Raw genomic sequence first — 22,091 nt, 5'->3', positions numbered from 1 at the left:
TCCCCACAACCTTTCCGCCGCATGCCGCGGCAAGGCAAATACTTTTGAAGGGCAAAAGTATTCAAAACCCCGTCGCTTGAAACCTTTGCAGGGAGGGTTCGTGCAATGGCAAGTGTCTACATATTGCAAAGCTTTCGAGGCGACATTTCGTTTAAAATTTGTAGGAAGCAATAAAGCAAAGAAAAGTTTAACATCTCACTACGCTATACGCATTACGCAATTCTATATTACTACGCACTACCAATCGAGCGAACGATAGGCCTGATCTACAAAGACCGATCAACGGCACTATTACGTTTCATCAAGCGATGGAAAAAGCAGAGCGCTGCCGTGGCCTAGTGGGTATGGGCAGGCATGAGATTATTTCCCGAAATCCAATCTAAAAGGATTTTGGGATGTCATCTAGCCTGACTAGGCAGCCTGCTGCTGTGCGTGGGGCTGTGGGTGAGATCGCCTCGATGGAACGAAGATTTTTTGTATACTTTTTCATCTGAAAAAGTATGGCCCAGTCCCGGCAAGGGACAAGCGATCTGCCGCATGCCGCGGCAAGGCAAATACTTTGTAGGGTAATATAGTTTTTAAACGGATTGTCGTTCGCTCAAACCTTTCCGCCGCATGCCGCGGCAAGGCAAATACTTTTGTAGGGCAAAAGTATTCAAAACCCCGTCGCTTGAAACCTTTGCAGGGGAGGTTTGTGCAATGGCAAATGTCTACATATTGCAAAGCTTTCGAGGCGACATTTCGCTTAATAAAGATTGGAAGCAATAAAGTAATGGATATTTTAGCCTCTCGCACTACGCACTATCCATTACCCAATTCTAAATACTAAGTACTACATACTATCATCTAGAAAAGAGGCGACATTTCGGTTAAAATTGGTAGGAAGCAATAAAGCAAAGAAAGGTTTAACATCTCACTACGCTATACGCACTACGCACTACGCATTACCCAATTCCCAATTCTAAATACTATAATCTATCTACTACTATCTATTCTCAATTCTCACTACGCATTACTCACTACGCACTACCCCTTTATCATATACTTTTCTAACTTTGCAGCTATGGCGATATATGTATATGGTGCTACTGCACAGGCAAAGATGACGATAGATCTTATCGAACGACTCGATATAGCCGTTAGCGGATGTATTGATAAATCATTGTTATTGGATAGCGTGCTTGATTATACCGTGGAGCTGAACCATCGGCACAATCCTGAAGCTGATTATGTGCTGGCTATTCGGAATGCGGGATTACGTAAACGCACATTCGAAGATCTTAGTGGAGGAAACTTTCCTGTATTGGTCGATCCTGATGCGTACATATCCAAACACACGGAAATAGAAGCAGGCACCGTTATTTTTGCAAAAGCGGTCGTTATGCCTGATGTACAGATTGGGCAGCAGGTTTTAATAGATTCGGGTGCCGTTATACACAGCAATACCATCGTTGAAGACTTTGTGAACATCGGTGCTGGCGTACACATCGGATCGAATGTTTTGGTGAATGAAGGCGTGGAAATAGGTGCAAACAGCGTGATTGATAATGAGGTTACACTAGAAGCAGATTTAGTCATTCCTCCAAACAGCCATATAACGGCTTAAGTTTCCTTGTTGCTTTTTATTTTTCATCTGTGTAACTTGCTTTAGTTTAAAAAATGCTCAGGCTTAACAAACGTATAGGGATAGCGTAAATTCATGATTACAAAAGAAACGATTGAGAAGGTGCTAGACACGGCCAGGATTGAAGAGGTCGTAGGAGATTTTGTGGACTTGAAAAAACGCGGCACTTCCCTGATTGGTAACTGCCCATTCCATAATGAGAAAACGCCATCCTTCCATGTTTCCGTAGCGAAGGGCATTTACAAATGTTTTGGATGTGGTGCAGGCGGCGATTCGCTCAAATTTGTCATGGAGCTGGAAAAGTATTCCTATCCAGAAGCAATTCGCTATCTAGCCGATAAATATAATGTGCCTATTGAAGAGGTGCAGCGCTCTCCGGCGCAGCTGGCAGCGCAAGACAAGCGGGAAAGCCTTTATGTACTTAGCGCTTGGGCTGGTAAGTACTTCAAAGAGCAACTCTGGACAACAGAAGTAGGGCAGTCAATAGGTTTATCCTATTTTAAAGAGCGCGGATACCGGGAAGAGATTATTAAGAAATTCGACTTAGGATATTCGCCAGATCAATGGACCATCATGTCTGATGCCGCCGTTGCAGCTGGTTTTCATAAAGATTATCTGAAAGAGATTGGGCTTTCCATTGAACGTGACGATGGTAGCATATACGATCGCTTTCGCGGACGTGTTATGTTTCCGATCCACAATCTAACGGGCCGTATTATCGGCTATGGTGGGCGGACATTAAAAACGGAAAAGTCTGTTCCAAAATATGTCAACTCGCCAGAGAGTGAAATCTACCACAAGTCTGATGTGCTGTATGGCCTGAACTTCGCCAAGAAGGCAATCATGGACAAAGATACCTGCTATTTGGTCGAAGGCTATGCTGATGTGATCTCCATGCACCAAGCGGGCGTAGAGAATGTGGTATCATCTTCGGGTACCTCGTTGACAACAGGACAAATTCGGTTAATAGCACGTTTTACGAAAAATGTCGTCATTCTTTACGATGGTGATGCGGCAGGTATCAAGGCCTCGCTTCGCGGAACAGATATGCTGTTAGAGGAAGGCTTAAATGTTAAGGTGCTCCTATTTCCGGATGGTAACGACCCGGATTCCTATGTGCAAAAATATGGATCTACCGCATTTAAAGATTACATCGATAAACATCAGGAAGATTTTATTTTTTACAAAACCAGCATCCTTTTAAAAGATACCGGGGGCGATCCTATCAAACGTGCAGAGGTTATCCGTGATGTTGTACAAAGCATAGCGCTCATACCTGATGAGATAAAGGTGTCTGTCTTTATTCAGCAATGTTCAAGGCTGTTAGACATCGAAGAACGGGTATTGCTTACCGAGCTGAACAAAATGCGCCTGCAAAAGGCGAAAGCGCAGGAGAAAAAGGAGCAGGCGGCACCGCGACCCTCATTTGGCGATGGACCACCGATGGACATGCCTCCAGCGGATTTCTTCTTGACGGAATCCGAACGAACAGAAATAGGACTTCCTCCTGCCGAAGCCGTTCAGGTGATCACGGCAGAAATTCTTCAGGAGCGTGAGATCGTGCGTATCTTACTGAACTACGGTGCTGAAATGGCTACCTGGGAAGGGGATGGCGATGTGCCAGTAGCGCCGCTGTTGTTAAGCGCGCTTGATGATGTTACTTTTGAGGATAAGCCCAGCGCATTTATTGTCGATGTGTTTAAGAAAAAAGCGGAGGACTTTGAGATTCCCGAAGCCAAGTTTTTCTTCTCGCACGAGGATAAGGATGTGCAGGATCTGGCCATCACCTGTGTGTCCACTCCGTATGAGCTCAGTCCAAACTGGAACGATGATAAACGTAAGATCTACGTGACCCTGGAAAGGGAACATCTGAAAGAACTGACCATCCAAGCGGTTTACCGAATTAAAAAACGTAAGGTGGAACGCGAGATGATCAAGGTTCAGGAAGAGCTTAAAGCAGGCGGATCGGAAGCTGATATGGATATCTTGATCTCAAAATATCAAAAACTGAAGGAAGCAGAGAAACTTTTGGGTACATTTTTGGGCAATATTGTTGTAAAATAGGCTTATGGCAAAGCACTTGATAGATGGTAAAAGAGGCGAGGCAATGGCTGCTGATTTCTTACGGAAGCAAGGATATAAGATTGTGACCACCAATTGGCGCGACCGCTATTGTGAGGTCGATATCATAGCTAAAGATGGAGATACGTTGGTCTTTGTCGAAGTGAAAGCCCGAACGTCCATGCAATTCGGCACGCCGGAAACATTTGTCGATGCAAGAAAGCAAGCGCTATTAATTAGGGCGGCCGATGCTTATCTAGCCCTTTCGAACCACGAAGGAGAAATTCGTTTTGACATTGTCTCGGTATATTTAGGCCAAGAGAACCATATGGAATTAATTAAAGATGCTTTTTGGAGTAATTAAATAGAACATGAAGATAAATAAAATAGCGAGCGTATGCGCAGCAGGTGCATTGTTGTTTATAGGATGTAAATCCCAGCAAGGCAAGTTTGAGTTTTTGTCGCCGAAATCCGGAGAAACTATTGTCTTAGGACAGAAGGTTGCTGTGCGGATGCAATTTCCTGATACCACCATCGATTCTGTCATTTATTCCGTAGATGGGGAATTGATTGACAGAAAGCGGGATACTTCCGTGCTGATGCTCGATACAGAAGCCATAGGTTTGGGGGCGCGGAATCTCGTTGCAAAAGTTTATAAAGCCGGGAAAGAAGAAATTGCCTATAGCAATGTCACCATCGTTCCGGAATCACCGAAGCAATATGCTTTTGAAAAGCTGAATGAATATCCACATGATACGAAGGCATTTACACAAGGCCTGGAATACAATGGCGGCTTTTTGTACGAATCGACAGGTGCTGGAAGTCAACTTATATCCTCCATAAGACGTGTAGATCTAAAATCAGGTAATGTCCTGCAAAAGAAGGAATTTGAAGGAAAAAGTGCGAATGGACAAGATTACTTTGGAGAGGGGATGACCATTGTAGGGAACAACATCATCATGTTGATGTGGCTTAACAATGAGGGCTTGGTACTGAATAAAACATCATTTGAGCAGGTTTCTTCTTTCGCTTATCAAAACAGTAAAGAAGGTTGGGGGCTATGTTACGATGGCGAGAAGCTAATCAAGTCTGACGGTTCCAACAAATTGTATTTCCTTGACCCTAAAACATACCAAGAAACTGGCTTTATATCCGTGTACAATAGCGAGGGTGCGCAAGATGCCTTGAACGAATTGGAATACATCGATGGCAAAGTTTATGCAAACGTATATGGAAAAGATATCATTGTTATCATCAACCCTACGACAGGCGTCGTTGAAGGGCAGATCAATTTGATGGGCTTACATACACATGCCTCGCAAACCGATAAAGAGCTTAATGGTATAGCGTATGATAGCGCAAGTAAAAGTCTATTGGTAACTGGCAAACAGTGGGATAAGGTTTACGAAATAAAGGTGGTGGCACGCTAGTATTTAGAGTTGTCTCCTGTATCTGTCAGAAGCAGATATAGGAGACAATTCTTTTATGGATTAAGGCACTATCGTGCCTTTTCCAATATAAAAATCCAAACGCTCATTAAGCGGGACGGATTCTTTATGTTCCTGCTCTTCCAAACGGTCGGGAAAAAGGATGCCGTAAAGATGGTCAACCTCATGTTGAAAAATAACGGCTGTAAACCCTTCAATTAATTCCTCTACATTTTTCCCTGTCTTTTTATCTACGTATTGTAGTTTGATACTATAGCTACGGATGACATCTTCCTTCCGATTGGGGATGGACAGACATCCTTCTGCACCTTTCCGCAACAATTGCGAACGCCAGATGATTTTAGGATTGATATACAATTCGAAGGGTTCTTCTGGTTTATCAAGGCGCTGCACCCATATTAGGTTTTTGTTGATGCCTACCTGCGGGGCTGCTATGCCTACGCCAGGATGACCTGGATCTTGTACGGTAACGAGCATGCGCGCGGCTAGTAACTCTAGCGTCGGATCATCATACTTTATATCGTCAGATTGCGTGCGTAAAATTGTGGAGTCTTGTGCTACAGTTGTCTGCAGTACGTACATCTTTTCTTCGGCTTTGCCAGCCATGATGAGCTTCTTTTCTTTATCGTTGAAATTCTTCGCCATACTATTGTCTTGTTCCCGTTGATTTTTTGGTCCTGTATACTTTTTTTCTCCGGCTTCTATAGCAATATCCAGATAATTTTCCTTCGGTGGCTGTGGGCATCGGTAGCCCGAGCTGTAGGCGCAATAGGGATTGTAAGCCTTGTTAAAATCAATAGCTAGTTTCCCATCTTTGATGTCTTCTTTTTTTACATCAATATAACGACCGCTTTCGTAAGTCGTTTCGCCAGTGGTACGATCTAAGATAGGAAAAAATAGGTAAGACGACTGCAGATTTGATTGAAATAAGCTTACGTTTTCGTAAATAGGCAAGGTAAATTGCTGACCTTTTAACGTGAAAGTTAGCTCGGCAAATCGTTTAAACTCCTTGCTAGTGCCGTCGGATGTGGGCATCCGAAAGGTAGGCTCGTCGTATAGGTAGGAAACGTTGGCGACCGTCTTATAAGTTTCATCGGCACGGAAATAATGGAGGTATTCAAGATTTTGCGGGGCTATAGGCCCTTTGTTTTCTTGGGATAATGCTTTCCGTTGCTTTTGCCTGTAGGATTCAATCTGTTCAGTATGGCTTTGTCCAAATGCGAAGCCCAAATTCAACAATACAAATGTTAAAATATAGAAGTGTCTCATATCTCTTTTAAAAATCTATCAAATATATAGATTATTTTATTTGCATCGTCAGTCGGGATGCTGCATCTGGATTTGTATTTTTGTAAAAAAACGGTAGTGGATATGCGCATTATGGCTTTTGATTACGGAACAAAGAGGATTGGGGTCGCGGTAACCGACCCTATGCAAATTATTGCTACGGCTTTGACCACGGTGCATCCTGATGACATATGGCGCTTTTTAAATGAATACTTGGCGACCGAGCCCATAGAAACATTTGTCGTCGGTAAGCCATTACAAATGGACGGATCGGCATCCCAATCCGCACAGTATGTTGTTGGTTTTGTGCGAAAATTGCGTAAAACTTTCCCAGCGATCAATGTCGTAGAAGTCGATGAGCGCTTCACCTCTAAAATGGCATCGCAGGTTATCGCACAAAGTGGAAAAGCAAAAAACAAACGACAGGATAAAAGCTTGATAGACACCGTATCGGCAACCATTATTCTACAAACATTTATGGAAACAAAAATCTAATATATGGCATTGAAAGATATTTTATTCTTTAGCGAGGGCATTGACTACACCATTAAGGAAAAGCAAAACCTTCGACGCTGGATCGGTGACACGATTAAGGCAGAAGGATATAAAAAGATCGGCGAACTTAACTTTATCTTTTGCGATGATGCCTATCTACTCGAGATAAACAAGCAATACCTTGACCACGACACGTATACGGATATCGTCACATTTGATTCTTCTGAAGAGGAGGATGTGATAGCGGGCGACATCTTTATTTCTGTGGAGCGTACCGCAGAAAATGCGGCAAAATTCTCCGTTTCTGAAAGGGATGAATTGCACCGGGTTATTATACATGGCGTGCTTCACCTTTGTGGCTTCTTGGATAAAGGCAAAGCCGATAAAGAACGAATGACAGCCAAAGAAAATGAATACCTAAATAAGCGCAGTTTTTAGCAATTGTGCTATCCTGTTTAGAATTGTAGCTTGTAGGGCATCAAGGGAGTAAGCCTGGCACAAGCAAGCATATTGTTACAGGGTTGCACCACTATTGATCGTGTTGATGGATATCTTTGTGTCATCAACTAAACTTTCTATGGTTCATATGTGCGCGTGGCTTATCGCTATCCTTTTATTTTTTACACCGGTTTTGCTGCATGCGCAAAGTTTGCAGGGCTGGGGTATCTATTTCGGAAATACAGCCATTCCAAACAGCAAGTTTTCCATTCATCACGAATTGCAGCTTCGGGATTATAAGATGCTGGGCGACCATCAGCAGACCTTACTTCGCTTTGGACTTCAGTATCGCGCTAACAAGGCTATCAACGTCACGATGGGCTATGCATATGTATATACAGAAAACGAGGGCTCGCCCAACTTACCATTTTCCGAGAACAGAATCTATCAGGAAGCCCTTATTCAGCATAATTGGGATATTTTACGTTTCAGGCACCGCGTCCGGACAGAAGAGCGATTTATGAGAAGCAGTTTACGAGGTCGCGCTCGGTATTGCTTATTCCTTGACGTTCCCCTGACCCAATCAAAAATGATGAAGGGCGGAACGTACCTTGCATTATATAATGAAGTGTTTGTGAATGTCTTTGCCGGCGGTGCCGATGCGTTTGATAGGAATCGCCTTTACGGCGGACTTGGCTATAAGCTTTTAGATAATTTGGGTATACAGCTAGGGTATATGCGGCAACATATAGGAAACAACGCTGGCACAAATAATCTTTTGTTGTCCTTGCACCACCAACTTAAACTGTAAGAGCCTGTTTACAATTCACTATGTAAATCTAAAACAGGCTCTAAAAAAAGAGGCCTGAGCCTCTTGTGTTAAAATCTTTCAAATTGCGAGAAGTAAAAGTTTCCCTCAATCTCGGCGTTTTCGTCAGAGTCTGAACCGTGTACGGCATTTGCCTCGATCGACTCTGCATATTTATTACGAATAGTACCTTCGTCTGCTTTTTTTGGATCGGTAGCACCTATTAACTTACGGAAATCTTCGACAGCATTTTCTTTTTCTAGGATCGCCGCTACGATAGGACCTGAAGTCATGAATTTTACCAAATCAGCATAAAAAGGTCTCTCTTTATGTACCGCATAGAAATTGCCGGCTGACTCTGGAGTCAGTTTGATATATTTCAGAGCCACGATTTTAAAACCGCCAGCGATGATGTCATTTAAAATGGAACCGATATGCCCGTTCGCAACTGCATCGGGTTTAATCATGGTAAAAGTTCTGTTTGTAGCCATTGTATCAATAATTTTCACAAAGTTAGCAAAAACCTTGTTCTTTACCGTACATCAACTTCAGGAAAATAGTCTGCTGTTTCGGCATGATATATAGCAACGGATAAACATTTGTTGTATTGTAATATATGCCTTATTACAGCGTATGCATCAAACCAGCCAACTTTTCGGCTGGTAATAGCAATCCCAGAAAAGTTGAGCAGCATGAAAAACAATCCAGGCGAATGGTCGTTAATTCTTTTATAGATAATAGATAATAGATAATAGATAATAGATAATAGATAATAGATAATAGATAATAGATTTATGTATAAGCTTTTGATAATGACATGCTTGGTTGTTGCAAGTTGTGGGCTGTCGGCCCAGGCATTAAAAACGGTATCGTATAGCGATGGTACGCAGAAATTGAATGGCTTAGTTACGGCCGTTAAAGGAAGAAATAAACCAGGTATACTAATTCTTCCGGCGTGGAAAGGAATCGATCAGGAAGCCAAAGACGCTGCCCTTGCTTTAGAAAAAGAAGGCTACATCGCTTTTATCGCGGATATTTATGGAGAAGGTAATATTCCCGAAGATAACGCTGCAGCAGGCAAGATTGCTGGAAAATACAAAAGCGACTACAAAGCATATCAACATCGCATACATTTGGCCCTGGAGGAACTCAAGAAAGCAGGAGCGCAGGCCGATAAGATTGCCGTGATCGGATATTGTTTTGGCGGGACCGGTGCCTTAGAGGCTGCGCGTGCACAGCTTCCGGTTAAGGGCGTGATCTCCATTCACGGCGGCCTAGCTAAAGATCCAGCAAGACCTAATACCGCATTAACAACCAAAATACTGGTCGAGAATCCCGCGGAAGATAAGGGTGTTACCCCAGAAATTTTAGAAGCCTTAACAAAAGAGTTGAATGATGGTAAAGCCGATTGGCAACTAATTACCTACGCAAATTCGGGCCACACCTTTACAGATCCCGCTTCCCCTGATTATAATAAAGTGATGGCGGACCGCGCTTGGAAGCATACCTTACTTTTTTTAGCAGAAGTGTTGAAGTAAAAAGCCTCTAAAATACGCTGGGAATTTGCCGCACAGCCTTTGCTAGAAACAAAGGCTGTGCCTTGCTATCCTGTTTTTCGTTTTTTGAATACCCCAAAATCAGCTTTCAATGCTTTACTCGGCTACTGATTAACAATGGTATACAGCCAGTCCCCGCGTTGATCGTTCGGCATGTAGTGACCAAACGCGTATCTCTGAATAATATAACAAACTTTTTACAAAAGCGCGAATACACCTGACGAGCAGGTACGAGGCGCTTACGCCATAAAGCAGTTCTTTTGCTCGTGAAAACAGGACAGCACAGGTTGCCTTTACCCTCCTTACTTGATAGCTTAGTACTAATAAATCTATGCAGCGCTTGTGCTAACCCAAGTGTTGGAATAATCCAATATGCTGTCGTATACGCTATCAATTAAACAAATGATGAGAAGGAACAAAATCGTATTACTTAGTTGGATAATCTTGTGTACCTGTTTTCAAGGACGGGTAGCAGCGCAGGATCGATTTCCAGATGGAAGTATAATTACACCTTGGTTCAAGCAGGTGGAGTCAACACGGGTAGAAAAATTGGGCAAAATCTATCGTATCACAGATTTTGGGGTACGACAAGATAGTACGATTTTGCAAACCGAAAAGATCCAAGCGGTCATTGATAAGGCACATCAAGCCGGCGGCGGCGTCATTGTTGTACCACGCGGAACCTTTTTAAGTGGCTCTATTTTTTTTAAACCTAAAACCCACCTGCATCTCGAAGAGGGTGCTACGTTAAAAGGTAGCGATGATATTGCTGATTTTGAGCTCCGCTTAACGCGTATGGAGGGGCAAACATTAAAATACTTCTCAGCCTTGGTCAATGCAGACAACGTGGATGGATTTACCATCTCAGGAAACGGAACGTTAGATGGTAATGGATTACGCTATTGGAAGGCTTTTTGGCTACGCCGAGCGTTTAACCCAAAGTGTACCAATATGGATGAAATGCGACCGCGCGTTCTATATGTTTCGAATAGCAAAGACGTGCAGGTATCCGGTATCCATATGAAAAACTCCCCGTTCTGGACTTCACACTATTATAAAGTAGAAAATTTGAAGCTGCTGGATCTCCGCATCACCGCTCCAGAAAAACCGGTTAAAGCACCCAGTTCTGATGCCATAGACCTTGATGTGTGTAAAAATGTACTTATTAAAAACTGTTACCTATCAGTAAACGATGATGCCATAGCACTAAAGGGAGGCAAAGGCCCGCAAGCGGATAAAGACCCTAATAATGGCGCAAATTCTAATATTATTATTGAAGATTGCGCCTTCGGATTTTGTCATAGTGCATTGACCTGCGGTAGCGAATCTATACATAGCTATAATATTATCTTTCGGAATAATACATTAGATAAGGCAAAAAAAATGCTGCAACTAAAAATGCGGCCAGATACACCGCAAGAGTACGAGCATATCTTAATCGAGAATGTAAGTGGCAATGCCAATAGCCTTTTGTTCGTAAAGCCGTGGACCCAATTTTTTGATCTGAAAGGCGAGAAGGATATTAAACTATCCTATGCGCGGAACATCACCCTTCGGAACGTGAAATTGGATTGCGATATCCTATTCGACGTAAATAAATCTGATCAATATCAACTCTCAAATTTTACGTTTGATAATGTAACCGTAAACGCTTCAAAGCGCGCCGATATTCAACAGAATTATATTACAAATTTCCAGTTGAAGGATGTAAAGGTGAATGGCAAACCGGTTATTAAAAAATAGCTAAATCTATGCATTTATTCTCCCGCATTTTGAAATGCATGCGCACTAGGTTATTGCTATCTTTCTTGCTGCTTTTGCTCCTCAACGTGGCGCACACGGTAAAAGCACAACGTTTGGTCGAGTTTCTTGATCGGGGTTTGGTAGCGTTGAAAACAACAGAGAAATCTACCTTTTTAAGCTGGCGCCTGCTCGCCACTGATGATTTTGAAAAGCAATTTGCGCTGTATAGGCAGTATGCTGGCGAGCAACGCGTGCGATTACATGAAAAGCCATTAGATAAAGGAACAAACTTCCAAGATACAACGGTTGATCACTCGAAGGATGTAACGTACACGCTGATGGAAGTACAGGATGGAAAGGAAATCCAGACGGATGCGATCGTTTTGCGCGCGAAGGATCCCGTTCGTTCCTACTTGGAAATCCCCTTGCGCACCCCCGCGGGCTATACCCCTGGAGATGCCTCTGTTGCTGATCTGGACGGTGATGGCACCTACGAAATCGTGCTTCATCAAACCGGCAAAACGCATGACAATGCCCATAACGGAATAACGGACGAGCCCATTTTTCAAGCCTACAAATTGGATGGGACCTTTCTTTGGGAAATAAACCTAGGCAAGAACATTAGGGAAGGAGCGCACTATACCCAATTTTTGCTGTACGACTTGGATGGAGATGGCCGAGCGGAATTGGTCTGCAAAACAGCAGATGGCACCAAAGACGGGATGGGCAATATTCTTGGGGATGCCGATGCCGACTGGCGGGATACCGTAATGCACTCGCCAACCTTTGGCCGCATCTTGGAAGGCCCTGAGTTTCTCACAGTCTTCGACGGTTTGACTGGCGAAGCGCTCAACACAGTAGACTATCTGCCTTTTCGGGGCGATTTGCTTAGCTGGGGCGATACGAAAGCGAACCGCTCCGATCGCTTTCTAGCCGGCGTAGCCTATTTGGACGGTAAAAATCCGTCTATTGTCATGACACGTGGCTACTACGCCCGTACCGCACTAGTCGCTTGGGACTTCAAAGATAAAAAATTGCAGCTGCGTTGGGTTTTCGATACGGAGAAGGCAGAACACTCCTATGCTGGGCAAGGTTACCATAATCTATCCATTGCCGACGTGGATCAAGACGGGAAAGACGAAATAATTTTTGGTGCGATGACGATTGATGATGATGGGACAGGCTTATACAGCACAGGCCTAGGTCATGGTGATGCGCTCCATGTTTCTGACTTGGATCCCGATAGGGCCGGACTAGAGGTCTTTGGAATACACGAGCTTAAAGGCGGACGTAAAGGTATTGGGGCAGCCTTGCGTGATGCGCGTACGGGCGAAATTCTTTTTCAGGGAGCAATCGACCAAGACGTGCCACGCGGGGTCGCCGGCAATATAGATCCTGAACATAAAGGTGCTTATATGTGGTGGAAGGGGTCAACCTCTTTATATGATATGAAGGGCAATGAAGTGGGCATAGCACCAAAGTCGGCAAATTTCCTGATTTGGTGGGATGGGGACCTTAGTCGAGAGTTACTCAATAGCAACTATATTGAAAAGTATAAAACAGGTGTTATTTTTAAAGCAGAAGGTGCGTCATCTATCAATGGAACCAAGAGTACGCCCAATTTAAGCGCCGATATATTTGGCGATTGGCGAGAAGAGCTTATCCTGCGAGCCGACGACAATCAGTCTTTACGCATCTACAGCACCATAATCCCTACCGAACATCGCCTCTACACGTTGATGCACGACCCGCAATACCGGTTAAGCATCGCTTGGCAAAATGTTGCCTACAACCAACCACCGCACACAAGTTACTACCTAGGTACAGGAATGGATAAGCCTTCGCCACCGCAGGTGGAAATCGTCCATCCGGAGCGGGTGCGTAATGCGGCGAGTACAAGGCTGTTGCTTGGCGGTCGTGTAGAAGATTGGGCTGCCAATCCGGTTGTAATTTGGAATGCGAAAAAAAGAAACGATATATGCCGTACAGCAAGAGGCAAGCATAGCGATACAAACGATGACGAAGCTATGGAAAATGCAGCCTTCGTCGTAAAGGAGCTGCAGCGTTTAAACACTCTTTGAAACACTATCTAAAATAATGAATATTACAAAAAATGTGATAATTAAAACTTTCGTCATCTTATGCATGATCGTTACCTGCGGATTTACTGTTAAGCCGGATAGGCCAACCCTATTTGTGATTGGCGACTCCACCGTAAAAAGCGGAAGAGGCGACGGCGATAACGGGCAATGGGGATGGGGCAGTCTCCTAGCCGACTACTTCGATACATCGGCTATACGCGTTGAAAATCGTGCGTTAGGTGGAACGAGCAGCAGAACTTTTTACAATAACCCCAAACTGTGGCAGCAGGTGCTAGACAGCATTCGGCCGGGCGATTATGTCATCATGCAGTTTGGACACAACGATGCTAGCCCTATTGTAGATACACTACGTGCCCGGGGAACAATCAAAGGCAATGGAGATGCCTATCAAGAAGTGAACAATCCTTTACTCAAACAACGGGAAATGGTTTATAGCTATGGCTTTTACTTGCGAAGATTTGTAAAAAATGTGCATGATAAAGGTGCAACTGCGATCATTTGTTCACCAATTCCGCGGAATGCCTGGGAGGGAGACAAGGTGCAGCGATCTGACTATGCAATTTGGGCGCGAGAAGCTGCACAGCAGGCGGCAGCATTTTTTGTTCCCCTACAGGATTTGGTGATCAACCAATATGAAAAGTCGGGGAAAGCCATGGTAGCAGAAACGTATTTTGAGCCAAAAGATGCAACGCATACCATTAAGGCCGGTGCCGAATTGAATGCCGCGCTGTTAGCCGGCTTTTTAGCCGATAACAAAAATAGTGGGTTACAAAAATTTCTGAAAAGATAAGCTGACACCAGGCATTATTCTAAAGTCATATGAAGAGAGAAAAGCTACGTTTATTTGGTTTGATGTTGTTGATCAGTGTGCTATCTAGTGCTTGCTTAACAAACGTACACCAGGCAAATCACAAACCTAAGGCAAGTAAGCAAGAGGTGCTACAGGTGTTACAGTCGACGAACGCCTATTTCATGGAGAAATGGCCGGATACCGGAAAGCCAATCTACACGACGCGCTGGCGACCCAGTAATATATGGACCAGAGCCGTATACTATGAAGGTTTGATGGCGCTCTATGCCATAGATCGAGACCAGCGTTACTATGACTATGCCGTCGATTGGGGAACAAAGCACAATTGGGGTATGCGGAACGGCCTAGAAACACGAAACGCCGACGACCAAGCTTGCGGGCAGGTATACCTCGAGCTGTACGAATTGGATAAGGAAGAAGAAAGAATCCGTGCGATTAAAAAGAATATAGATTTCGTGATGCATTCGGGCAAGGTGGATGATTGGACATGGATCGACGCTATTCAGATGGCGATGCCCGTCTTCGCGAAGCTTGGCGTGATGTTCGATGATCCACGTTATTTTGATTACATGTATAAGCTGTATAGCTACTCCAAAAACGAAGAAGGAGGTGGCCTGTATAATCCAACGGATAAATTATGGTGGCGCGATCGAAATTTTGTACCACCTTACCAAGAACCCAATGGTGAAGACTGCTATTGGTCTCGTGGTAACGGCTGGGTTGTTGCTGCTTTGGTACGTGTGTTGGCCGTGATTCCGGAAAATGAAAAGAACCATGCTGTTTACCTACAAGATTTTAAAGACCTGATGGAAGGGGTGCTGAAAGCACAGCGTAAGGATGGCTTTTGGAACGTGAGTCTGCATGATCCAACTAATTTTGGCGGTCGGGAGACCTCGGGCACCGCACTGTTTGCGTATGGCATGGCTTGGGGTATCAATCAAGGCATCTTAGATGCCGCAGTTTATCGGCCGGCATTAGATAAAGCATGGCAAGCCATGGTTGACGAAGCCGTGCACCCATCGGGATTTTTGGGCTATGTGCAAGGCACGGGCAAAGAGCCAAAAGATGGACAACCGCTTGGCTTTTCTACAGTACCGGATTTTGAAGATTATGGATTGGGATGTTTCTTACTTGCGGGCTCCGAATTCTATAAATTGTTGGAAAGCGGACGCTAAAAAAAGGAGAGATACGCTCATTTTGCGGCACTAAAAATTTAGGAAATCGCATGAAAATAGATCTTTATAAAAAATGTGATGATGCAAAAGATTGCTTTTAAGATGAAACTAAAGCCTGGAATGCAAGCGGAATATGAAAAAAGGCATGCGGCAATTTGGCCAGAATTGGTTACGCTTTTGAAAGAAAACGGTATCGCTGATTATACCATTTTTTTTGATGAAGAATCCGATTCATTATTTGCCGTTCAACGCTTGACTGGGACTTCGTCGCAAGAGCTTGGAAAAATAGCACTCGTGCAACGTTGGTGGAAATATATGGCGGATATTATGGAAACAAATGAGGATTTCTCGCCCGTGTCGACAGCATTGCCCGTGGTGTTTCATCTAGATTAAAAATATATGAAAAAGAAATGGATAACGTTGCTATTCATCGGCTTAGTGCTGAATGCTGCTTTCGCACAGGAAGGATGGCCCACTGTAACAAAAGAAATGAAACCATGGACCCGCTGGTGGTGGATGGGCTCAGCCGTAGACAAACTTCACCTAGCACGCGAGCTGCAGCGCTTTGATGATGTCGGGATTGGCGGGGTGGAAGTAACGCCCATTTATGGTGCAAAAGGATACGAATCGCGCTACATTCCCTATTTATCTGGCGACTGGATGGATATGTTGGCATTCACCACTGAGAAAGCAAACAGCTTAGGTCTCGGTGTAGATATGAACTTAGGCACAGGATGGCCGTTTGGAGGACCGCAAGTAACGGAACAGGATGCCGCGACGAAGTTTTTCTTGGATGAGATCATTTTGAAGAAGGGCGACCAGCTACGTTTCCCACTTGGGCCAATAGATAGCAAACAGACTTTTGCAAAGTTGCAGGCGCTTCGCGCGTTTAAGTCAAATGGCGAAGAGATCAATTTGGATCAATACATCGGCAAAACAGCTGGGCAATGGACTACGAGTGAAGCGGTGCGCGTAATTGCGCTTTTTGCGGGTCGCACGAAGCAAAAGGTGAAACGTGCAGCACCAGGTGGTGAAGGCTTTACGCTTGATCATTTAGGCGTGATACCGGTGAAACACTACCTAAGCTCATTTGCAGAAGCTTTTAAAGAAAGGCAGATCCCCATCCGCTCCTTTTTTAATGATAGCTATGAAGTGTATGGCGCCAATTGGACCGATAGTTTTTTGCAAGAGTTTCAGAAGCGAAAAAGCTATAAATTGGAAGACCACCTTTTAGATTTTGCGGGAAAGGGCGCTGATAAAGATCGGGAGGCGAGGGTGAAGGCTGACTATCGGGAGGTAGTGAGTGCCGTGCTCCGCGACAATTTTTTGATACCATTCACTAAATTTGCGCATCAGCGGGGAGCCTTGTCTCGCAATCAGGCACATGGATCGCCGGGAAATCTAATCGACCTGTACGCCAGTACAGATATTGCCGAATGCGAAACCTTTGGTTCCAGCTTCTTTAATATTCCGCACCTGCGCCGAGACTCGGCAGATGTACGGAATGTAGATCCAGATCCCATGATGTTCAAGTTTGCTTCTTCAGCAACTAATACACATGGCAAGAAATATACTTCATCGGAAACCTTTACTTGGCTTACCGATCATTTCAAAACTGCATTGTCGCAAACAAAGCCAGAGGTTGAGCAGCTGTTCTTGACCGGTGTAAACCATGTTTTTTACCACGGAACGACGTATTCGCCGGAAGATGTCGCCTTTCCTGGCTGGCTATTTTATGCATCAGTTAATTTTACCAGTAACAATCCATTGTGGAACCATATGGACGGGCTCAACCAATACATTACCCGTGTACAATCCATTTTACAAACTACACGGGCTGATAATGAGCTGTTGGTCTATTGGCCGATCTACGATGTATGGCAAGATACGGTTGGCGCATTTAAAACACTCGGCGTACACCATGTCGATCGTTGGTTGCATCCCACAGAATTTTATAAACAGAGTGTTGCCCTACAGCAATCCGGATATAGTTTTGATTTCGTAACAGATGCAATTCTTGACCAAACCACTGTTGATAGCGAGGGGCTGATAACGGCGAAGAATGCACGACCCTATAAAGCGGTGATCGTACCTAAAAGTGCGTATTTTTCAGAAACCACCTTTGCGAATTTGCTTGATCTGGCAAAGCAAGGTGCAACCGTCATATTTCAAGGATTGCCACAAGATGTTTATGGTTTTAATAATGTGGACGAACGAAGGAAGCAGCTGAGCGATCTTCGTGCTACACTAAAGTTCTCTAGAGAAGGAGAGAACCAATACACGGCTTATGGTAAGGGCAAAGTTTACTTGACCAAAGATATACACTCCGCGCTGGAAACAGAACAGATTTTTGCAGAGCGCTTAGTGCGTTCGGGCCTGAAATTTAGCAGGCGTGTTGAGAAGGGAAAAACATACTACTATCTCGTGAATCATAGCGACAAAACGGTTGACGACATGTTCCGGTTAAATACACTGGGCGCAAGCTGTACCCTTTTAGACCCGCAGACAGGGGAAATATTTGCGCTGCCTATCAAAGAAGGAAATGTCCGGCTACAGATTCCTTCAGGGTATGCTTGGCTTGTCGCAATATCCGACAAGCCGGTTACTGCAACTCCATACCGATACATAAATGAAACGGCGGAACTTCCCGTTTTTAATCAGCCTTGGAAGGTAACGTTCATTAGCGGTGGGCCGGAACTACCGAAAAGCCGCACGTTACAACGGCCCTCTTTTTGGACAGCTTGGAAGGACGAACATGCTAATCGCTTTTCAGGCATCGCAAACTACGAAACGACCATCCAATTGGATAAGCAACCGGGCAAGTCTTATCTCCTGACCTTGGGTACCGTAGGTGAAAGTGCACGCGTATTTGTGAACGATGAGGTAATGGGGATAGTATGGTCCCATCCCTTTCAATTGGAGATTGGAGAGGCCCTGCAGAACGGAAAGAACACAATACGTGTAGAGGTTGCCAACCTGATGGCCAATCGGGTACGCGATTTAGATAAAAGAAAAGTCTCTTGGCGCAATTACCATGAAATAAACTTCGTGAATATAGACTACGAGAGCTTCGATGCCAGCTCCTGGCAGATAATGGATAGCGGCTTGCATGGTCCGGTAAAATTACTTGCATACTAAGCTGCGTAAAGCAACGTGAAAGCGGCCGTCCAATGATTTTTGGATGGCCGCTTTTGTTTATGATTTTCAGCGTGTGTGCATAGCATCTTGTTGTTAAGGAATAGGTTAAGATGTAACGTTCTTGTTGCAACGCATGAAAGCGCAGGACGGTTGTTTCACTTTAACTCCCTACATTGTAAATAATAACCACATAAATCTATACACAATACAAAAACGTTAAGGCTATGAAAACAACGATTCTGTTTCGTTTTCTATTAACAATTCTGCTTGGCTTCGGCTATGAAGCTTTTGCTCAAGAATTGTGGAAAGGGAAGATCGTGGATGCCGCGCAACAACCTATTGCGGGGGTTTCCATAACAATTAAAGGCGATGCAACTCGTGCTGTATCTTCGGATGCAAACGGTGCTTTTGAATTATCTGCAAGGAAGGGCGAAATTCTCCTCTTCTCTTCGATTGAATATGAAAGTCAGGAAATCCAGCTCGGCGATTTGCAAACGCTAACCATCACGCTCAAAAGTAAAGAAGAGGTAATTGATGAGGTGGTCGTTATCGGATACGGTACGCAACGGCGCTCCAATGTTATTGCGCCAATTTCCAAATTTAACGCCGAAGGATTGCAAGAGCGTCCGGTCATACGTGTCGATCAAGCGCTGGTGGGGCAGATGTCAGGGGTACGGGTTAAGCAGACGACGGGAATCCCGGGAAAGGGGCTTAGCGTTCAGGTTCGAGGCTCGGGCTCGATTACCGCTGGAAGCGAACCTTTGTATGTTATTGACGGATTCCCGTTGACGGTTTCTTCGCCTAATGGTTCTGGCAATTACGCAACAGGAAACCCGTTAGACAATATTAATCCAAATGACATCGAATCTATTGAAGTACTAAAAGATGCCTCGTCTGCAGCTATCTACGGATCTAGAGCGGCAAACGGTGTTGTCCTCGTGACAACAAAGCGCGGGAAAACCGGACAAGCAAGATTGAACTTCAATACCTATTTAGGTATGTCGGAAGCATATAGAAAACTAGACATGTTAAACGGCGAAGAATGGATTGACCGCGCCACCGAGATGATCAATGCGCAGTGGGTAGCATCCGGTAGCGGACGTACAGCAAGCCAAACAACCGAGCAGCGTCGAGCTATTTTAGGCTTATCTCCCGGAACTGTTAACCCATCCTTTATGTACGATGACCGCTGGTTGCAAGCGGGCTTTCCTGGGCTTAATTTAATCAATTGGCAGGATGAAGCCTACCGGAAAGGCTTAGTGCAGAATTACCAATTGGCAGCATCTGGCGGAACCGATTTCGTAAACTATTACATTTCGGGGAACTATATGGATCAAAAAGGGATAGTAAAGGGCTTAGACTACAAAAATTACGCCCTACGGGCGAATGTGGATGTGAAGCCCACCAAAAAATTGGCTTTTGGATTAAACTTGGCACCCACCTATTCGTTGGCCAATGATCCCGGTGTGGAAGGAAAGGATAACATTATGCATCAAATCTATTCGATGTCACCTGTGCAAGACCACCCTGCAGGAACAGTTAACGTTTTCGAGAACGAAAAATACCCGTGGAGTGTCTCTACCAATGATCCTATTGCGAAGTTAAACAACTATGTCGGTGAAAGTAAAATCGCGCGTGTGCTAGCCAGTATGTATGGGCAGTACGAGATTTTGGATAGATTGACGTTTAAGACAACCTTGAATATAGATCATACCGATCGCCAAGCAACAAGCTTTGTACCCTACACGGTATCTGGTACATTGGCCAGCCGTATCAACAACCCAAATCTCGCCACCTCTGGGTCGGCAAATGGTTATCGCCGGCAAACTATCGTGAACGAAAATACCTTGCATTATGATCTGGATATTAATAAACATAATATCAGTGCCTTACTAGGGCATGCATATAATTATGATCGCTTGGATATCTCTTCAATCAGTTCGCAAGGAGGCTTCACCAACAGTTCCATACGTACGCTAAATGCCGCTGTGAGAACTGTTGCATCTACCGAAGCGAGTAAAAACTTAATGCTTTCTTATTTTGGACGTTTGCAATACGCCTATGATAATAAGTACCTTTTTTCAGCGAGCTTGCGGCGTGATGGATCATCCCGTTTCGGTGCCAATACCAAGTGGGGCTGGTTCCCGTCTGTTTCTGCCGGTTGGCGTGTGTCTGACGAAGCTTTCCTGGAATCGCTTACCTTCTTGAATGACTTCAAGATTCGAGGAAGCTACGGTGAGTCTGGAAATAATAATATTGGGGATTACAGCGGAATATCAGTTTTGGGCTTTAACAACTATACGTTCAATGGTGCAGTGGCTCCTGGACAAGCGCCAGCAAACATCATCAACCCGAATCTTACCTGGGAAAAATCACGCACGTTTGACCTTGGGGTAGATTTCGCAGTTTTTAATTCGCGTCTTTCCGGATCGTTTGATTGGTATCAACGTACGAGCAGCAGTCTATTGCTGAATGTGCCGGCGATGTTTGCTTCCGGTTTTTCCAACTATCTGGACAATGCCGGAGAGGTAAAGAGCCGCGGCTGGGATTTGGAGTTGACCTCTCGCAATTTTGTAGGATCCAACTTTACCTGGTCAACTTCTTTCAATCTTAGTAATAATAGTAATAAAATTACGAAGTTGATTGGCAACCAAGAGCAAATCCTAATTCCATCTTCTTTTGATATTGAGCACAGTATACTTCGCGTCGGCGAACCGATGTATTCGATCTATGTGGTGCAGCAGGACGGAATTTTAAGCCAGCAGGATATCAATAACGGTGCTCCTATTTTCGGTAATCAAATCGCTGGAGATCCGCGTTATGTAGACGCTAACGGCGATGGTGTAATCGATGCCAATGACCGGGTAATCGTGGGACACCCCAATCCAGATTATGTGTGGGGTATCACGAACGATTTTCGATACAAGAATTTTGACCTCAGTCTATTATTTCAAGGACAACGGGGTGGGCATATCTATTCCTTGCTAGGGCGTGCGCTGGGCAGAACTGGTCAAGGGTCGACAGACAATGCGCTTGGTTTTTACCGGGATCGTTGGCGATCAGAAGAAGATCCAGGAGACGGACGGGTAGGTAAGGCTTACTCTACATTCGGGCGAATAAAAAACACCGACTGGTTGTACTCGTCTGATTATTGGCGCTTGCGGAACGTTACTTTCGGTTACAACTTCAAAGATTTGCGACTCGGAGGCAATTCGAAATTGAATAGCGGCCGTCTCTACCTTACGCTAGAAAATTATTGGGGACAAGATAAGTATGATGGTGGGGTAAATCCAGAGTCGGCAAACACAAACCTGAGCGGTAGTAGTAGCTATCTCGAACCCGGCGATTATGGTGGACTCGCCCTTCCGAAAACAATCACTTTTGGTATTAATCTGACATTCTAAG

18 protein-coding genes are annotated in these 22,091 nt (G+C 44.5%); 16 read left to right on the top strand and 2 right to left on the bottom strand.

All coding sequences use genetic code 11. The features are described 5' to 3' along the window. From DI53_RS20515 to DI53_RS05355, 5 genes are all read left to right on the top strand, one after another. Positions 1–259 (top strand): hypothetical protein (locus tag DI53_RS20515; protein ID WP_206537992.1); only part of this gene is annotated, 259 nt, incomplete at its 5' end. Between the two features lie 804 nt (positions 260–1,063). Then, complete coding sequence (locus tag DI53_RS05370; RefSeq protein ID WP_037496325.1) at positions 1,064–1,606, top strand: LbetaH domain-containing protein; 543 nt, start codon at positions 1,064–1,066, stop codon at positions 1,604–1,606. Between the two features lie 93 nt (positions 1,607–1,699). After that, the gene (gene dnaG, locus DI53_RS05365) at positions 1,700–3,688 is read left to right on the top strand and encodes a DNA primase (protein WP_037496324.1); all 1,989 of its coding nucleotides are present in this window, start codon (positions 1,700–1,702) and stop codon (positions 3,686–3,688) included. 4 nt (positions 3,689–3,692) lie between these two features. Next, the gene (locus DI53_RS05360) at positions 3,693–4,049 is read left to right on the top strand and encodes a YraN family protein (RefSeq protein ID WP_037496322.1); all 357 of its coding nucleotides are present in this window, start codon (positions 3,693–3,695) and stop codon (positions 4,047–4,049) included. 7 nt (positions 4,050–4,056) lie between these two features. Continuing rightward, positions 4,057–5,115: a glutaminyl-peptide cyclotransferase gene (locus DI53_RS05355; protein WP_241462377.1), complete on the top strand. Its 1,059-nt coding sequence runs from the start codon at positions 4,057–4,059 to the stop codon at positions 5,113–5,115. A 60-nt stretch (positions 5,116–5,175) separates the two neighbouring features. Here DI53_RS05355 and def read toward each other — a convergent pair whose 3' ends face one another. Then, complete coding sequence (def, locus tag DI53_RS19950) at positions 5,176–6,402, bottom strand: peptide deformylase (RefSeq protein ID WP_081939389.1); 1,227 nt, start codon at positions 6,400–6,402, stop codon at positions 5,176–5,178. A 102-nt stretch (positions 6,403–6,504) separates the two neighbouring features. Between def and ruvX the strand changes: the two genes are divergently transcribed. The 3 genes from ruvX to DI53_RS05330 all read left to right on the top strand — a co-directional run bounded on the left by ruvX (position 6,505) and on the right by DI53_RS05330 (position 8,164). Next, the gene (ruvX, locus tag DI53_RS05340; RefSeq protein ID WP_037496340.1) at positions 6,505–6,915 is read left to right on the top strand and encodes a Holliday junction resolvase RuvX; all 411 of its coding nucleotides are present in this window, start codon (positions 6,505–6,507) and stop codon (positions 6,913–6,915) included. A gap of 3 nt (positions 6,916–6,918) precedes the next feature. Then, entirely contained in the window at positions 6,919–7,353 is a 435-nt protein-coding gene (gene ybeY / locus DI53_RS05335; protein ID WP_193790633.1) for an rRNA maturation RNase YbeY, read from the top strand. Between the two features lie 148 nt (positions 7,354–7,501). Then, entirely contained in the window at positions 7,502–8,164 is a 663-nt protein-coding gene (locus DI53_RS05330; RefSeq protein ID WP_037496320.1) for a DUF2490 domain-containing protein, read from the top strand. A gap of 68 nt (positions 8,165–8,232) precedes the next feature. Here DI53_RS05330 and DI53_RS05325 read toward each other — a convergent pair whose 3' ends face one another. Next, positions 8,233–8,652, bottom strand: a complete 420-nt coding sequence (locus tag DI53_RS05325; protein WP_037496318.1) for a nucleoside-diphosphate kinase — start codon at positions 8,650–8,652, stop codon at positions 8,233–8,235. Positions 8,653–8,973: 321 nt separating this feature from the next. On the opposite strand from DI53_RS05325, the gene DI53_RS05320 reads away from it, so the two are divergent. The 8 genes from DI53_RS05320 to DI53_RS05285 all read left to right on the top strand — a co-directional run bounded on the left by DI53_RS05320 (position 8,974) and on the right by DI53_RS05285 (position 22,090). Beyond that, positions 8,974–9,699: a dienelactone hydrolase family protein gene (locus DI53_RS05320; protein WP_052072082.1), complete on the top strand. Its 726-nt coding sequence runs from the start codon at positions 8,974–8,976 to the stop codon at positions 9,697–9,699. A 420-nt stretch (positions 9,700–10,119) separates the two neighbouring features. After that, positions 10,120–11,460: a rhamnogalacturonidase gene (locus DI53_RS05315; protein ID WP_241462376.1), complete on the top strand. Its 1,341-nt coding sequence runs from the start codon at positions 10,120–10,122 to the stop codon at positions 11,458–11,460. A gap of 38 nt (positions 11,461–11,498) precedes the next feature. Further along, on the top strand, positions 11,499–13,541 hold the full coding sequence (locus DI53_RS05310; protein WP_071790460.1) for a rhamnogalacturonan lyase: 2,043 nt from the start codon (positions 11,499–11,501) through the stop codon (positions 13,539–13,541). Between the two features lie 16 nt (positions 13,542–13,557). Further along, positions 13,558–14,352, top strand: a complete 795-nt coding sequence (locus DI53_RS05305; RefSeq protein WP_037496315.1) for an SGNH/GDSL hydrolase family protein — start codon at positions 13,558–13,560, stop codon at positions 14,350–14,352. 29 nt (positions 14,353–14,381) lie between these two features. Next, the gene (locus DI53_RS05300; RefSeq protein WP_037496314.1) at positions 14,382–15,548 is read left to right on the top strand and encodes a glycoside hydrolase family 88/105 protein; all 1,167 of its coding nucleotides are present in this window, start codon (positions 14,382–14,384) and stop codon (positions 15,546–15,548) included. Between the two features lie 78 nt (positions 15,549–15,626). Next, positions 15,627–15,941, top strand: coding sequence for an L-rhamnose mutarotase (gene rhaM, locus DI53_RS05295; RefSeq protein WP_241462375.1), 315 nt, complete (start codon positions 15,627–15,629; stop codon positions 15,939–15,941). A gap of 6 nt (positions 15,942–15,947) precedes the next feature. Further along, on the top strand, positions 15,948–18,686 hold the full coding sequence (locus DI53_RS05290; protein ID WP_037496312.1) for a glycosyl hydrolase: 2,739 nt from the start codon (positions 15,948–15,950) through the stop codon (positions 18,684–18,686). A 224-nt stretch (positions 18,687–18,910) separates the two neighbouring features. Continuing rightward, positions 18,911–22,090 (top strand): SusC/RagA family TonB-linked outer membrane protein, encoded by a 3,180-nt coding sequence (locus DI53_RS05285; protein ID WP_037496310.1) that lies wholly within the window; start codon positions 18,911–18,913, stop codon positions 22,088–22,090. The last annotated feature ends 1 nt before the right edge of the window (position 22,091 follow it).

It is taken from the genome of Sphingobacterium deserti (assembly GCF_000757725.1).
Taxonomy (GTDB): domain Bacteria; phylum Bacteroidota; class Bacteroidia; order Sphingobacteriales; family Sphingobacteriaceae; genus Sphingobacterium; species Sphingobacterium deserti.
The sequence above is the reverse complement of the archived record's forward strand: the minus strand, read 5'-3'. Positions and strand labels throughout refer to the sequence as shown.

Coding starts and splice junctions, on each gene's coding strand:
- DI53_RS05370 (WP_037496325.1), top strand. CDS start 1,064: ATGGCGATATATGTATATGGTGCTACTGCACAGGCAAAGATGACGATA.
- dnaG (WP_037496324.1), top strand. CDS start 1,700: ATGATTACAAAAGAAACGATTGAGAAGGTGCTAGACACGGCCAGGATT.
- DI53_RS05360 (WP_037496322.1), top strand. CDS start 3,693: ATGGCAAAGCACTTGATAGATGGTAAAAGAGGCGAGGCAATGGCTGCT.
- DI53_RS05355 (WP_241462377.1), top strand. CDS start 4,057: ATGAAGATAAATAAAATAGCGAGCGTATGCGCAGCAGGTGCATTGTTG.
- def (WP_081939389.1), bottom strand. CDS start 6,402: ATGAGACACTTCTATATTTTAACATTTGTATTGTTGAATTTGGGCTTC.
- ruvX (WP_037496340.1), top strand. CDS start 6,505: ATGCGCATTATGGCTTTTGATTACGGAACAAAGAGGATTGGGGTCGCG.
- ybeY (WP_193790633.1), top strand. CDS start 6,919: ATGGCATTGAAAGATATTTTATTCTTTAGCGAGGGCATTGACTACACC.
- DI53_RS05330 (WP_037496320.1), top strand. CDS start 7,502: ATGTGCGCGTGGCTTATCGCTATCCTTTTATTTTTTACACCGGTTTTG.
- DI53_RS05325 (WP_037496318.1), bottom strand. CDS start 8,652: ATGGCTACAAACAGAACTTTTACCATGATTAAACCCGATGCAGTTGCG.
- DI53_RS05320 (WP_052072082.1), top strand. CDS start 8,974: ATGACATGCTTGGTTGTTGCAAGTTGTGGGCTGTCGGCCCAGGCATTA.
- DI53_RS05315 (WP_241462376.1), top strand. CDS start 10,120: ATGATGAGAAGGAACAAAATCGTATTACTTAGTTGGATAATCTTGTGT.
- DI53_RS05310 (WP_071790460.1), top strand. CDS start 11,499: ATGCGCACTAGGTTATTGCTATCTTTCTTGCTGCTTTTGCTCCTCAAC.
- DI53_RS05305 (WP_037496315.1), top strand. CDS start 13,558: ATGAATATTACAAAAAATGTGATAATTAAAACTTTCGTCATCTTATGC.
- DI53_RS05300 (WP_037496314.1), top strand. CDS start 14,382: ATGAAGAGAGAAAAGCTACGTTTATTTGGTTTGATGTTGTTGATCAGT.
- rhaM (WP_241462375.1), top strand. CDS start 15,627: ATGATGCAAAAGATTGCTTTTAAGATGAAACTAAAGCCTGGAATGCAA.
- DI53_RS05290 (WP_037496312.1), top strand. CDS start 15,948: ATGAAAAAGAAATGGATAACGTTGCTATTCATCGGCTTAGTGCTGAAT.
- DI53_RS05285 (WP_037496310.1), top strand. CDS start 18,911: ATGAAAACAACGATTCTGTTTCGTTTTCTATTAACAATTCTGCTTGGC.